This is a genomic window from Sinorhizobium sp. NFACC03 (assembly GCF_900103435.1).
Lineage (GTDB): Bacteria > Pseudomonadota > Alphaproteobacteria > Rhizobiales > Rhizobiaceae > Ensifer.
Map to the genome: position 1 here is coordinate 75,391 of NZ_FMXF01000022.1, position 13,094 is coordinate 88,484.

Annotated in this window: 11 protein-coding genes and 2 pseudogenes; 7 read left to right on the plus strand and 6 right to left on the minus strand. The window is 57.3% G+C overall.

Annotated elements, in window-relative coordinates; all coding sequences use genetic code 11:
• Positions 1-152: 152 nt before the first annotated feature.
• The 4 genes from BLU35_RS24285 (at position 153) to BLU35_RS24300 (ending at position 4,105) form a co-directional block, all read left to right on the plus strand.
• Positions 153-1,397 carry a polysaccharide biosynthesis/export family protein gene (locus BLU35_RS24285; protein WP_093234828.1) on the plus strand — a complete coding sequence of 415 codons (1,245 nt, stop codon included), beginning with the start codon at positions 153-155 and terminating at the stop codon, positions 1,395-1,397.
• Positions 1,398-1,448: 51 nt separating this feature from the next.
• Entirely contained in the window at positions 1,449-2,120 is a 672-nt protein-coding gene (locus BLU35_RS24290; RefSeq protein ID WP_093234829.1) for a sugar transferase, read from the plus strand.
• Between the two features lie 38 nt (positions 2,121-2,158).
• The gene (locus tag BLU35_RS24295; RefSeq protein ID WP_093234830.1) at positions 2,159-2,842 is read left to right on the plus strand and encodes a PIG-L deacetylase family protein; all 684 of its coding nucleotides are present in this window, start codon (positions 2,159-2,161) and stop codon (positions 2,840-2,842) included.
• An 81-nt stretch (positions 2,843-2,923) separates the two neighbouring features.
• The gene (locus BLU35_RS24300; RefSeq protein ID WP_093234831.1) at positions 2,924-4,105 is read left to right on the plus strand and encodes a DegT/DnrJ/EryC1/StrS family aminotransferase; all 1,182 of its coding nucleotides are present in this window, start codon (positions 2,924-2,926) and stop codon (positions 4,103-4,105) included.
• A 190-nt stretch (positions 4,106-4,295) separates the two neighbouring features.
• Here the strand turns inward: BLU35_RS24300 and BLU35_RS24305 are convergent, their stop codons facing one another.
• Positions 4,296-5,195 carry a sulfotransferase domain-containing protein gene (locus BLU35_RS24305; protein WP_176907411.1) on the minus strand — a complete coding sequence of 300 codons (900 nt, stop codon included), beginning with the start codon at positions 5,193-5,195 and terminating at the stop codon, positions 4,296-4,298.
• A gap of 193 nt (positions 5,196-5,388) precedes the next feature.
• Positions 5,389-5,670 (minus strand): hypothetical protein, encoded by a 282-nt coding sequence (locus tag BLU35_RS24310; protein ID WP_093234833.1) that lies wholly within the window; start codon positions 5,668-5,670, stop codon positions 5,389-5,391.
• A gap of 375 nt (positions 5,671-6,045) precedes the next feature.
• Between BLU35_RS24310 and istA the strand changes: the two are divergent.
• Positions 6,046-6,582 (plus strand): annotated as a pseudogene (istA, locus tag BLU35_RS24315) (IS21 family transposase); the annotation flags it as partial.
• Positions 6,583-6,795: 213 nt separating this feature from the next.
• On the opposite strand, the pseudogene BLU35_RS24320 reads toward istA, so the two are convergent.
• From BLU35_RS24320 to BLU35_RS24330, 3 genes and pseudogenes are all read right to left on the minus strand, one after another.
• Positions 6,796-7,521: pseudogene (locus BLU35_RS24320) on the minus strand (PAS domain S-box protein); the annotation flags it as partial.
• A gap of 169 nt (positions 7,522-7,690) precedes the next feature.
• Positions 7,691-8,689, minus strand: a complete 999-nt coding sequence (locus tag BLU35_RS24325; RefSeq protein ID WP_286161606.1) for a purine-nucleoside phosphorylase — start codon at positions 8,687-8,689, stop codon at positions 7,691-7,693.
• A 731-nt stretch (positions 8,690-9,420) separates the two neighbouring features.
• Positions 9,421-10,629, minus strand: coding sequence for an MFS transporter (locus BLU35_RS24330; RefSeq protein WP_093234834.1), 1,209 nt, complete (start codon positions 10,627-10,629; stop codon positions 9,421-9,423).
• Positions 10,630-11,007: 378 nt separating this feature from the next.
• On the opposite strand from BLU35_RS24330, the gene BLU35_RS24335 reads away from it, so the two are divergent.
• Positions 11,008-11,517 carry a DEAD/DEAH box helicase family protein gene (locus tag BLU35_RS24335; RefSeq protein WP_093234835.1) on the plus strand — a complete coding sequence of 170 codons (510 nt, stop codon included), beginning with the start codon at positions 11,008-11,010 and terminating at the stop codon, positions 11,515-11,517.
• A gap of 206 nt (positions 11,518-11,723) precedes the next feature.
• On the opposite strand, the gene BLU35_RS24340 is transcribed toward BLU35_RS24335, so the two are convergent.
• Positions 11,724-12,455 carry a carboxylesterase family protein gene (locus tag BLU35_RS24340; RefSeq protein ID WP_093234836.1) on the minus strand — a complete coding sequence of 244 codons (732 nt, stop codon included), beginning with the start codon at positions 12,453-12,455 and terminating at the stop codon, positions 11,724-11,726.
• Between the two features lie 414 nt (positions 12,456-12,869).
• Here BLU35_RS24340 and BLU35_RS35160 point away from each other — a divergent pair, with 414 nt between their 5' ends.
• The gene (locus tag BLU35_RS35160; protein WP_143032979.1) at positions 12,870-13,079 is read left to right on the plus strand and encodes a hypothetical protein; all 210 of its coding nucleotides are present in this window, start codon (positions 12,870-12,872) and stop codon (positions 13,077-13,079) included.
• The last annotated feature ends 15 nt before the right edge of the window (positions 13,080-13,094 follow it).

Genomic DNA, 13,094 nt, shown 5'->3' on the forward strand with positions numbered 1-13,094 from the left:
CTCACCCAATCTAATTAATCCATTGGAATTACTGTCAAATAACGGAATATATATGCGCCAGGATCTTTAGTCTTACAGTCAAATTCCTTTGACGCAATCACTTGCAGCGGAATATCATGCCTGCGTCAAGGCGGATCTGAAGGTGTCTACACATGAACATCGGGAGGCCAGAACGCCGGCGAATCCCTTTCCGCGAGCGGGCACTGGTGGTGGTGCTTGCGATCTCGACTGCGCTTTTAACCCCGATCTATCCCGCATTGGCAGCCGGTGAATACCGCCTGGCGGCCGGCGATATTCTGACATTCGATTTTCTCGATGATGCGGAGATTCCCGTCACCGTGACGATTTCGGCCGACGGTGAAGCGCAGTTTCCGTTGATAGGCGGGGTCGAAGTGGAAGGCCTCACCGTCACGGAAGCCTTGAACCGGCTCGGCTCCGAGTATCGCAAACGCGAGATCCTCGTTGATCCGAAGATTTCTTTGAACATCTCCGCGTTTCGTCCGATTTTTGTCCTCGGTGAAGTAAGAACTCCGGGCTCCTTCCCGTTTTACAGTGGTCTTACCGTCGAACAGGCTGTCGGGCTTGCTGGCGGCTCCCAGATCGCATCCGCAAATCCCTCAGATCGTATTGTTACCCGTGCACGCCTTCGCGGTGAAATCGAAGGCATAGATGCCGAGATCGTTTATGAAGCCGTTTTTGCTGCCCGGCTTGTCGCGCAACTGCGTTCCAAGGAAAAGATAGCCCTGTCGGATGCGCCCCAAGCGGCACAGGACTTCATCAAGGATGAACCTCTCGATAGCCTGATCGAGATCGAAGAGAAAATATTGAAGGCCGATCTGGCAGCAAGCAAATCGCAGGCGGGCATTCTTTCGGAAGGCATTGTCCAGGGCGAAGGCGCGATCGAGATCCTGAATGAACTGGTCGTTCAGCAAAAGGCGGTCGTTGATATCAACGAAAAGGATCTGGCTAGGGTCAGTTCATTGCGGAAACGCGAACTGAATACGGAGAGCGACCTGTCGAGAGCAAAAAACAATGCCTCGAATGAAAAGGCCGAACTTTTGGAGACATTTGCGACGCTGGCGCGTTCCCGAAGGGAACTGAGCGAAATGAAGCTACAATTGTCGAAGCTCCTAGCCGATCGCGAGAAAGAGATACTCTCTCAGCTGCAGGAAAGAGAAGTCGCGCTGAAGAAGCTCATCGCCGCCAGGCGTTCCGCGGAAGAACAAATGCTTCTCATGGCCGCAGCATCCGCCGACGAGTCCAAGAAGCGCAAAATCTCTTATTCCTATGAGATCAGACGGAACCCGGTTGGGGGCAAACCCACCAGCATTGAGGCTTCGCCGCTGACCGAGCTGCTCCCGGGCGACGTTCTCGTGGTCAGCATGACGGGTATTTAAAGGATGTAGCCGACCTGGCACGGCTGACTTCCTGATCAAAGGAGAGGTGCCGTGAACTATCGACTCGGATATGGACACGACAACGATGTCATTTCGACGTCTGGCTTGCGTGGTTCTGTTGAGGCTTTGCTGGCGACCTGTCTTTTCGTATTAAGCCTGCCATTGCTTTTACTATCGATTGCAATCGTGTGGTTCGAGCTGGGTCGACCCATCTTATTCAAACAACAGCGCGTCGGCCTGGGGATGAAGCTCTTCGACGTACCAAAACTTCGCACGATGATGGACCTGCGGGACGCTGAAGACCGGCTTTTGCCAGACAGGATGCGTCAGAGGCCGCTGACCACTTTTTTGCGTCGGCTGCGTTTCGACGAGATCCCGCAGCTTTTGGCGATTGCGCGCGGTGAGATGACATTGGTTGGCCCACGGCCACTCCCCCCCGAGGTCATAAATGAACTTGGCGAACTGGGCCGAATTCGCTGTCAGGTGGCCCCTGGGTTGACCGGTTGGGCGCAAGTCAACGGCTGCACGCGTCTGACCAACGATCAAAAGATGGCTCTTGACCTTTGGTATATCGCCCATCGCAGCCTGGCATTGGATATCCGCATTTTATTCCTCACTCTACGCATGCTTGCCTTCGGAGAACGGGTAAACCAGGAAGCGCTACGAACCGCACAATCTTATCTTCGACAGCGACCCGTTGCATGCCCCTCCCGACGACGATGAGATGCGACGGAATTCCTTGAACGACGAGGGAGTTTTGAATGGATACGCAACTGGGGTTTGGCCGAACGCTGGTTCTCGCGCCCCATCCGGATGATGAAGTCCTGGGCGCTGGCGGCACATTGGCAAGGCTGGCCGCGGAGGGGCAATCCGTGTTCGCTGCCATTGTTACGCAGGGGCGCCAACCCGAATTTTCCCACGACAGCGTTGAACGGGTCAAGGCCGAAGCGGCTGAAGCACACCGCGCGCTTGGGGTTGAGGAGACGTTTTGGTTGGGGATGCCGGCGGCCTCCCTCGGCGAGGTTGGTCATTCTGCGCTAAACGCCGCGATATCGAAGGTGGTACGGCATGTAGCACCGCAAACACTCCTTCTCCCTTTTGTCGGCGATATTCATGTGGACCATCAGCTAACATTCTTGTCCGGGCTGGTTGCATCACGTCCCCACCAAACGGAGTTTCCCAAATTTGTCCTGGCCTACGAAACGGTGTCAGAAACCAATTGGAACGCGCCGTTTCTTTCCCCGGCTTTCACGCCCAACATATTCGTCGACATCTCCGCACATCTCGAGACGAAACTTGCCGCGATAAAATGCTACTCGTCGCAGCTACGCTCACCACCACATGAGCGATCACTTGCAAACCTGCAGGCGCTTGCGTGTGTAAGGGGCGCAACAGTTATAAGGGAGGCCGCGGAGGGCTTTGTGCTCGTGCGCGCTGTACTATGAGCGCGGGGAAGGGTGGCGCTTCTCCCTCAGAGAAAGGACACGCTCGATTTGGTTTTGGCTATGTGGACTGGGAGGTGCAAAATGCCAAAATGGCCCTTCTACGACGAGCCGCAGATAGAGCGTGTGGTCGCTGTCTTACGGTCCGGGGAAGTCAACGCCTGGACCGGGAGGCATGTGCGTGATTTCGAAGCTGCATATGAGGCGTTTTTGGGCGTTCGCCACGCCATCGCTCTTGCCAACGGCACCGTCGCTCTTGAGCTGGCCCTTTTTGCCCTGGGGCTTGGTAAGGGCGACGAAGTGATTGTGACACCTCGAAGCTTCATTGCCTCAGCGTCTTGCGTGGTCATGGCAGGTGCAACGCCCATTTTTGCTGACGTTGACCTCGCCAGTCAAAACGTGACGGTTGAAACCATCTTGACGGCAATTACTCCGCGGACCAAAGGCATCATCGCCGTTCATCTCGCCGGCTGGCCTTGCGACATGCCGGCCATCATGGAGCTTGCGCGCGATAAAGGGTTGTGGGTCGTCGAGGACTGCGCCCAGGCACATGGAGCGGAAATCGCCGGGCGCCCCATCGGCAGCTTCGCGGATATGTCGGCGTTTTCGTTCTGTCAGGACAAGATCATCACAACGGGCGGGGAGGGAGGACTACTGGCCACGAATGACGAGGAACTCTGGCAGCGTGCATGGAGCCGAAAGGACCATGGGAAATCCCGGCATGCGTGTTTTGACGTTGAACATCCTCCAGGTTTTCGTTGGTTGCACGAAAGCATCGGGACAAATTGGCGCATGACCTCAATCCAGGCGACGCTCGGACGATACCAACTGGATAAGCTCTTCGAATGGCGCGAGCATCGTGCTCGCAACGCCGTCGCCTTGTTTGAGACAACATCAAAGTTCGACGCATTGCGGACCCCAATGCCGCCGCGAGATTGCCAGCATGCCTGGTATCGCTTTTACACTTTCGTAGTGAGCGACCGTCTGGGTGAAGGATGGACAAGAGATCGTATTGTCGAAGAAATCAACCGAGCCGGTCTTGCATGTTTCAGCGGAAGCTGCCCCGAAATATATCGCGAAAGAGCATTCTCTGATCTCGGCCTGGCACCGGCGCGCGCCTTACCAAACGCCCAGCTGCTTGGAGAGTCCAGCATCGCATTCCTGGTAGATCCCACGATCGATACAAATGCGTCACGTCATGCCTGTACCATTGTTGCCGATGTTCTCTCACGGGCGAGCCGTCACAGGATAAGCGCTACCGCGTGAGACTATCGCGCCACAGCTACGGTCGGAGCGTGGAAAACACTGTCCCTCGCGAAGACCACGCGCAAAAGTGGCTGCCGGTGATTCCGTAAATTGAGCTTTGCAAGTCATTGGGCCAGCGAGGCTGTAAACGATCCATTGCTATGGATGACAAGGGACGCGCTCCGCGCAACGAAAATTCGAGTTAGGCTTTTCACAATCGGGTATGTTCACCGGAAGCACGCCAACTAATCAGTGGCAACAGAGACGAGTTGTCCGCCTCGTAGTACTCCCGGATTTCCTGCTTTAGGGAGGACTCTATCTGAGGCAAGCGATAGCCAGTGCCACGGTTCAACTTTCGCAACCGCGTCAGCAGGCCAAGCTGTCTCCCGGCGACTTGCGTCAAGAGTGTGGAGATCTTACGCACCCATGGTGCAGGGTTCTGTGTAAGGGATGCCACCAACTTGCTCTTGTGGTGCTTGGCTTCGTTGGTGGGTGGAAAGTCGGTCCGCCCGTCATCCTCCAGCTCTAGAAAGCGCAGGATGTCAAGATAAGTCTGGCGTGGATCGCCGATCCAATCGCGAAAGGCGAATACTCTGATCTGGTCAGCCGGAAAGACAGCGAAGAAGCGTTCGACCTGCTCGCGGAAGCGACCCATCGCCTTGTAGTCAAGAAAGCTCGGTTCACGGCAACAGGCAGGTATGGTGTCAGCGGAACGCTTGCCGGAGAGCCGCCAGACCTGCTCGAAATTCTCAATCGACTCGTCCCGATTGTAGAGTTGCTGATTATGCAGCGATGGAAGGAAATCTTCCTGGCTGCGCAGGAATATCAGGATTCTTGCATCGGGATTGAACTTGTGAATTTCCCGCGCGGCCACCCGTGAATAGAGGTACCGGACCGACCCCTCACCGACGACAGGCGCGTCCCCGCTTTCACGAAACAGAGCAAGATACTCGTGCTGCGTACGGGCCCAGCACCACTTCGGAAAATCATGCGAGAAATGATGGGGCTCCTTGACGCTTGAGAAAAAGACACGCGGATGCGATCGAAGATACTCTACCCATGCCGTCGTACCACACTTTGGTGCCCCCACAATAAACAGGTTTGGTTTCATGTGCCTCCCCCGACCGTTGCGTAGAAATTTTTCGTATACACGGTACCGCGATGCATGCCGCATGACATGCACCGAAATCTACTTGGGTATGTTTGTCCCAGCTATGGGCCATTTGATGTCGGATCGCTAAACACCTGTGCCGCGGCAAAGAAAAGCAAGGCCGCGAGTGCGAAATCACTTAAGGAAGCTTCGACTAATGGGCCTCGCCGCCCGGATCGCCCTTGGGGCAACTCACCCGTACTAGAACGCGACCCTCGCCGGCGATGTCCTCCGCCACGCGTTGAATATATGCGTCGGCGTAAGGGGCGTCGACCAATCCTTCGATGACAACGGTGTTGCCGAGCATGCTCAAGCAAATGTTTTGGATGTCGAACGGCGCTTCGGCCGCCAGCGCATATTTGATGGAGGCGATGAGCCCCGAAGCGTCGCAACCCCCGCCGCCTCTGCTGTCAAATTGGGGTGGGATTAGGATCATCGCCAGAACTCCCTGTAGAAGTCCAACCCGCCCATGCGGGCGTTGTTCCAGGCCGGCTCGCCCAAGACGACCTTTGCGCGAGCTGTACCTAAGTCCCATAGATGGACGCTGCGATCGCCCTAAGTTGGAAATACGCTCTCGCTCGGGGCCCGCGATCGAGGCGCCTCTGGGCCTCAGCTGCCTACAACTTCCTGCTTGCTGGGGCCTACGAGACAGTTGCATAGTTCAACTGTCGATACCGGATCAATACTCCCCAGAAGTGCCGTTTGAATCTTCTCCAGTTTAGCGACGCCGCCGGTCTTCCGGGGCGCGCCCCGGAAGACCGGCGGCACGCGTTCACCGATACTACTCTCGATGGTCGAGAGGGGATTGGCGGTGATCAAACTCGGGGAGATAGCCATGATCTTAGATTTACACCGGCAAGGCTTGTCGGTGTCTGCGATCGCCAGGCAGACCGGCGTCGATCGAAAGACAATCCGCAAATATATCGAACGGGGCCTTGAGGCACCTGCCTATGGACCAAGGAAGCCTCGGGCGACGGTCATTGACCCGTTCACGGCGTATTTGCGTGAACGGGTGGCGGCCTATCCCGGTCTTAGCGGACGACGGCTCCTGCGTGAGCTCAAGGAACGCGGATATTCCGGTGGCTACACTGCAGTCACGGACTTTCTCAGAGACGTCCGCCCGTCCTCCGAACACGGGTTTGAAGTTCGGTTCGAAACGGCTCCCGGCGAACAAGCTCAGGTGGATTTCGCCCAATTCCATGTTGTCTTCACCGATGAGCCGGCTACCCCCAGGATTGTCTGGCTGTTTTCCATGGTGCTGGGCCATAGCCGTCTCATCTGGGCGCGTTTTGTTATGCATCAGGATCTGCCAACGGTGCTGCGATGCCACGTGGCAGCGTTCGATGCGCCAGCCAAGGTGCGTCCAGTTGTTCTCTTCCCGGATGCTCAAATCGAGATGACCGTTTGTCACGGAGAGCGCCCCATACTTTGCGGCATTGGTTGCAAGTTCGTGCAGCAACAACGCTATATGCGTCATCGGCTGGCCTCCCACAACACGATCTTGCCCGCTGATCGTTATCCTCTCTTCTGCCACCGCATACGGTTCGAGGATCGTTCTGATCAGTGCGTGCAGCGAAATCGTCTGCTTGTTTCCGGTTCCGTTTTGCCAATCCGACATGGTCAGTTCATGGGCGCGGGAGAGCATCGATAGCCGCGCCTGGATCGTCGCAAGGAGGCTGTCGATATCGCTGGCCGACCGGCCGCTGATCGAGACGATCGCGGAAGCGAGTGCAAAGAGGTTTTTCACGCGATGCCGCATTTCGCCCATCAAGAGCTGCTGCTGCTCCTCGGCGACGCGTCTTTCAGTAATGTCTCTCGCGATCTTCGAGGCGCCGACGATCACGCCGTCCGCATTCCGGATCGGCGAGATGGTCAGCGAGATATCGACCAATGATCCGTCTTTGCGTCGCCGCAGTGTCTCGAAGTGTTCGACGCGCATGCCGCGTTGGATTTCGGCGATGATCGCCGGCTCTTCATCCAGTCGGTCCTGTGGAATCAAGATGGTGATCGACTTTCCGATGACCTCTTCGGCCCGATAGCCGAACAAGCGTGTCGCGCAGGGATTCCAGCTCTGGATAATGCCTCGCAGATCCTTGCTGACAATCGCATCGTCGGAGCCCTCGATTATTGCGGCCAGCCAATCGCGGGGATCGGGTCCATCCGCGACCGATGTGTCAGCAAAGTTGGAGGCATGGTTGTGAGACGTCGAGCGCACGCTGAACGGCAATTTGCGGATCTGCGCGGCCCGTTCGCCTCCAGATTGTTCGTCGTCGCCCGGAATTTCCATGGCGCGTCCTCCTCAAGAGTATTCGATGCGGGACGCCGGCTGATGAAGAGAGCTTGCGTGCATCGTCCTCTCTATAGCAGTCGGCTAGGCTATTCTGCCAACAGGCGCCGAAACTTAACGCCGATTCACAGACCCAGACGCGGACATTTGCGACCGCGCCAATTTCCGGTCAGTTTTTCAGCCCTGCTTCATAGCGGCTCCAATGGGCGATGATGTCTGAGGCGAGCGCATTGCCGACGAGGAAGGCGTTCAGGGTTGCCGGGCCGAAGCCGCCGGACTTCGCCGCCAGCGACTCCGCCGTGCTCTGGCCGTCATGCGGACGGTCGAAGTTGGATGCCGTGCGCAATACGGCGATCCGGCCGAAATCCAGTCGCCCGGCATCCGCGGCGCGGCTGAGAGCGGTCAGGGTGGCGTTGTCCTCCATCTGGCTCGTGCAGTAATCCGCCTTTCCATCGGTGAGGACCTTTGCGTGCGCGGCGAGTTCCGTAGCAACGCCCGCGCCATGCCAATAGGTATCGGCCGAAATGGTCGTGCAACTCGTTACGCCCGGCTTGGCCTTGGCGGCCGGCTGCGAATAGAGTGCGCGATAGGCGGTCGCGGTCTCGCCGTCGGCCAGCGTGACATTCCGGCTCGCCGCAAGCGCCGCCTCGAGCAGCGGCTTGTTCATTTCAAACACCTCGGTTCCGGCGCCCCAGGCCTGCTTTTCTCCAGGCACGCCTGCACCAAGCTCGACGACGGTCGACTTCCATTCTGCCGGCGCCTCAGACGTGGCCATGCGATGGAAAAGGCCGCCATCGATGACATAATCGGCCCAGGCAGCCGAGCCGAGCGTGCCCTTCGAAGGGTCGATTCCGGCTATTCCTGCGATGATGAAATAGGTCTTCGACAGATCTAATTTGTCCGAAAGCGCGACCGCTGCTGTGGACGCGGCCGCATTTGCAAATCCCATCGTGGTCGTCATGACGCAGAGATCGTCGTTGCAGACGACGTCGGGAGCGCTTTTCGGCAGCCCTGTCACCGCGATGCGCTTGGGCAATTGCAGGTTTTCCAGCCAGGGCTTGGTTTCTTCCCCGAACATGGTGATCACCAAAACTTTGGGGGTGACGATTTCGGCATGCGCGACCATCGGGAATGCGAGTGTCAACGAAATCAGCGCAATTTTTCTCATCTGCCTTACCTTCTTCATGGCCGTTGCGATATCCCGGTACAGGACGCCCTGCCACCATAACGTAAACTCCGCAAGGCGCTGCATCTTCTTACAGAATTCGCCGCTACGGCAGATTCACGGCAGGCAGGAAAGGATGGTCGGTTACGAAAGGGCGTCCGTGCCTTTCTCGAATATGAAAAACGTCCCCGAACTGCTCTGGTCCTGCGTCAGGACGCATTTCGAGCGGAGCCCCTTCGATAGAAGGTCTGAATTCCTCCATCGGCAGGGCCTTGGCGTAGATGTCGTTTGGCAGTGAACCGTTAGATTGCGTTCGTTGCGGCAGCTTTTGGCGGTTAATTTGAGATCGCATGCCCACGCATCATTGGACATTTGAGGGTTTAAGCATCTGTAAACATGCGGGTTTAGCGGGGGGGGTCATCTCCGAAGATATGACGTTGCTGCCATTGCGGAAAATCTCAAATTAGGTGCCAGCTCACGAGCCAAAATCTCAAATTAACTGCTTAATCTCAAATAATGTGGCGCGCTATGTTGTTGAAAATATTAGAGGCACAGTCTCGCGATTAAATAGCTTCCTGCTTGGCAACGAGGTGTATTTGCTCGAAGCCAAGTGGCAAGGGTTGCCCATGTAAGGGCGGAATTCTACCTATGTTGATGTTTGGGACTTTGAAGATCGCATAATGTATCGACTGGACCTTATTACCACGGGGCATCCGGCCATAGGACCGATGTCTTCAAGCGTGGCCCTCTTCAATCCTCGGAAGGAACCACGCGAGAAGCCCCGCAAGCGGGAGGAAGGAGCAGACGTAGTAAACCGTTCCGACACCATAGCTGTCGGCCAATATTCCGAGAAGCGCTGCGGCTATACCGCCAAGGCCGAAATTTAGACCGTAGAACAGCCCACCAATGAGTCCTATCCGGTGCGGCAGCAACTCGATTGCGTAGATCAGGATGGAGGCGAAGGCGCTCGCCATGATCAGGTTGATCATCACCGTCAGCACGCCGGTCCAGAGGAGGTCGACGTGTGGCAGGATCAGCGTCAGCGGAAGCGGCCCCAGAACCGAAATCCAGATGATACGATAACGCCCGATGCGATCACCGACGATGCCGCCGATCAGCGCGCCCGCGGCCGAAGCCAGTAGGAAGATGAACAGCAACATCTGTGCGGAGGGGATCGAGAGGCCGAACTTCTCCATGAGATAGAAGGTGTAGAATGAGCGGAAGCTCTCGCCATAGGCGTTCTTAGTAAACATCAGCAGCGTCAGGACACCCAGGGCTACCCCGATCGTCGCTGGCGCGTGACGAACGGCGCCGCCCGCCTTCTTGCCGTCTGCCCGCAACGCCATGAATGCGGCGCCGATCTCCCGCTGCTTGCTACCGATCCATACAAGAAGTGCCATGGCCATCAATGCGAGAACGGCAAACCAGGCGAGGCTCGGCTGTCCCCAGGGAACGATGATCAGCGCAGCGAAGACCGGGCCGAGCGCGCCGCCCGCCTGACCGCCGACCTGAAACAGTCCCTGCGCCAACCCCTGGCGCCCGCCGGCGGCATAGCGCGCCATGCGCGTCGCTTCCGGGTGAAAGATGGACGATCCAATGCCGATCAGCGCAACTGAAACCAGAATCACCGCGTAGCTATGGGCGAAGGCAAGGCTAACCAGGCCAGAGAGTGTAAACATCATCCCCACGACCGGTGAATAGGGCGCGGGATGTTTGTCCGTCACCATGCCGATTACCGGTTGCAGCAGCGACCCGGCGATCTGGAAGGTCATGGTGATCAAGCCGATCTGCACGAAATCCAGCGCATAGGCGTCCTTCAGGATCGGATAGGCCGCCGGAATCAGTGACTGCATCAGGTCATTGAGTAGATGGGTGAGACCCAGAAAGACCAGCACAGCGAGATGCGTCTTGGGACGCGTCATGGTGGGAATGGCGACAGTCATGATTGTTGTTCTTGGCCCTTGGGAAATTTGGGGAGGCGGCTTGCAGCGGCATCCGACCGTCATCGGTAGAACGCGGCGCGCCGCAATGGGAGCTTATGCATCGCCCGAGGGGCGGGCAACCGTTTATTCGCGCTACGAGGGCAATAGGTGGCAATCCTATCCCGATGGAGGTCGCGCGCCAATGTCGTGAGGAAGCCGGAGCCGACATCGGCGGTCTCGTCGATCAGGCGCTGGATTACATCGGAAGACCAGGTGACCTCGACATCGAGATGCAGCGTCGGGCGGCTCTACTACTCGGCCTCGACGAAGAACTGAGTAGCGGAGCGCCCGCCCGGAGAGACTCTTCTCACCGGATTGAAGGCCATGATAAGAGCCCCTATGGGAATCAAGAACTATCTGATCGAAGGCGGTTCCGGCACTGGAAAAACGTCTGTCGCTACCGAACTGGAGCGGCGGGGCTACCATGCCGTCCATGGTGACCGGGTGTTGGCCTATGTCGGCGACCCCGAGACAGGCCAGGCACTCGCAGGACCGCCCAAAGGCGCGGACCGCATCGTTTGGGGATACGCGCACTGGATCTGGCCGGTCGACAAGCTCCGGGCTATTGCTGCCGACACCACCCATCCTGCCACCTTCTTCTGTGGCGGCTCGCGCAATTTCCACAAATTCCTGGACCTATTCGACAAGGTTTTCGTGCTCGACATCGACGTTGAGACGTTGAACCGACGATTAGATGGGCGGCCGAATGAGCCGGGCTTCGAGCCGGCCGAGCGGGCGCTGGTACTCCGCTACCATCATACCCGGGAATATCTTCCCGTCGGCATCAATATAGACACGGCGGGTACCGTCCCAAGTGTCGTCGACGATATCTTCGCTCAACTCCCCTGAAGCCCTGAAAGTATTGTGAATGGGATAGGAAGCACTCGATTATTGCGGGAAAGACGCTGGCCGCCTGAACGGCTCACTGGCGGCATTGTCGTTTTCGTAGCCGACCGGCAGCTTTCAGAACGACAAACCGGGCGTCTCAACGACCGTCTTGAGGGCGCTAAGCAGACGCCGTTCGCATTCCGCGGTACGCGTAGAGGATTGAAAGGTTACTCAGGCGCGACCTCAAGGCGCTGTTTCAGAAGCCAATCCCAAAGCTCGGGATCATTTAAGGCGGCCCGTTCGACGCCCGAGTGGTCCACGCCCTCCAGAACACTCAAACGAGCATTACGCTTCAGACCCACGAGGCGCTCGTACAGCACGACCGAATCCGACAAAGGGATGACTTCATCGTTCGTGCCGTGGAACACCCAGAAAGCTGCCTTTTCATTTGTCCTGCTAAGGTAGTGGCGATTACCGCCACCAGCGATCGGAACGACAGCGGCGAATGTTTCGGGAAACTGTTCTGCCATGGCCCAAGTACCGAACCCCCCGCGGCTGAACCCCACGACATAGACACGCGCGCGATCTACGCGATACTTCGAGATAACCTCGTCGAGTGCCGCCTCCACTTTCTCGATCGGATAAAGCAGTTCTTCACTCGGATTCTGAGGCGAAAACACTAGGAAGGGGAATGTCTTTCCATCCTCAATCAGTTTCGGAATGCCACTCGATTTGACTTTCTCGATATCGGTCCCGCCCTGATCGCCGCCGTGTAGCCAAACAACAAGCGGATACGCGTTGCTGGACGAAGCATAGTCGTCGGGCGTGTACATCAGATAGTTGAGATCATTCTGTATGCTGGCGCTCGATCTGGCTGCCAACTGCTCGGCATGCGCCACGCCTGCACTACACATTCCGATTACGGCCGTGAAAGCCAGTGCCATGATGTTCCGCGTCATTCGACCACCTCCTTCATGATGTTGAGCCTGTCGGCACATCAAATGGAACCGAAGAACCAGAACTCAAGCCTTCCCACTCGGAGGATGGAAGTCGGCTCTGGGAAGCGTTCTCGCGGAAAGCCTCGGCAAGCTCAGAAGCGCAAAGGTAGGAGTGTGTCCGATGCCGAAATTCGTAACGATTGGATATGGAGGCGAAGCCGGATTACAGCGCCTTTGGTAAAAGCCCCGCGAAAATCCAGTCTGCCAAGCGTCCTCCAACATGTTCTCGTCGGGCGCCTTCCGGACGCGACCATTGGCGAAGCAGACCGACGGCTTCCAGGAGCTCGCGCGGGTGGTGTGAGTGACCAAAATTGGGGCGCAATGCTGTCGTTTGCAGACTTAAGCGTGGACGCGCCTTACGGGTCGGACAGAACTGTGCTTCCACGAGCCCTGCAAGCCTTTCGTCGGCTCGGCATGTCGGTCAGCGACGACACGATCTTGCGGCAATTGAAGCGCGATAATCCGGCGTCCGAACTCGGCAATGTCGGCACCGCGGCCGCCATCGCCAGTGCTGTGTACAATGCGACAGGCAAGCGTGTGCGGGATCTGCCGATCCGTATCGACGCGTTGATCGGATCGGCCTGACCCTTCGTGTCTCAA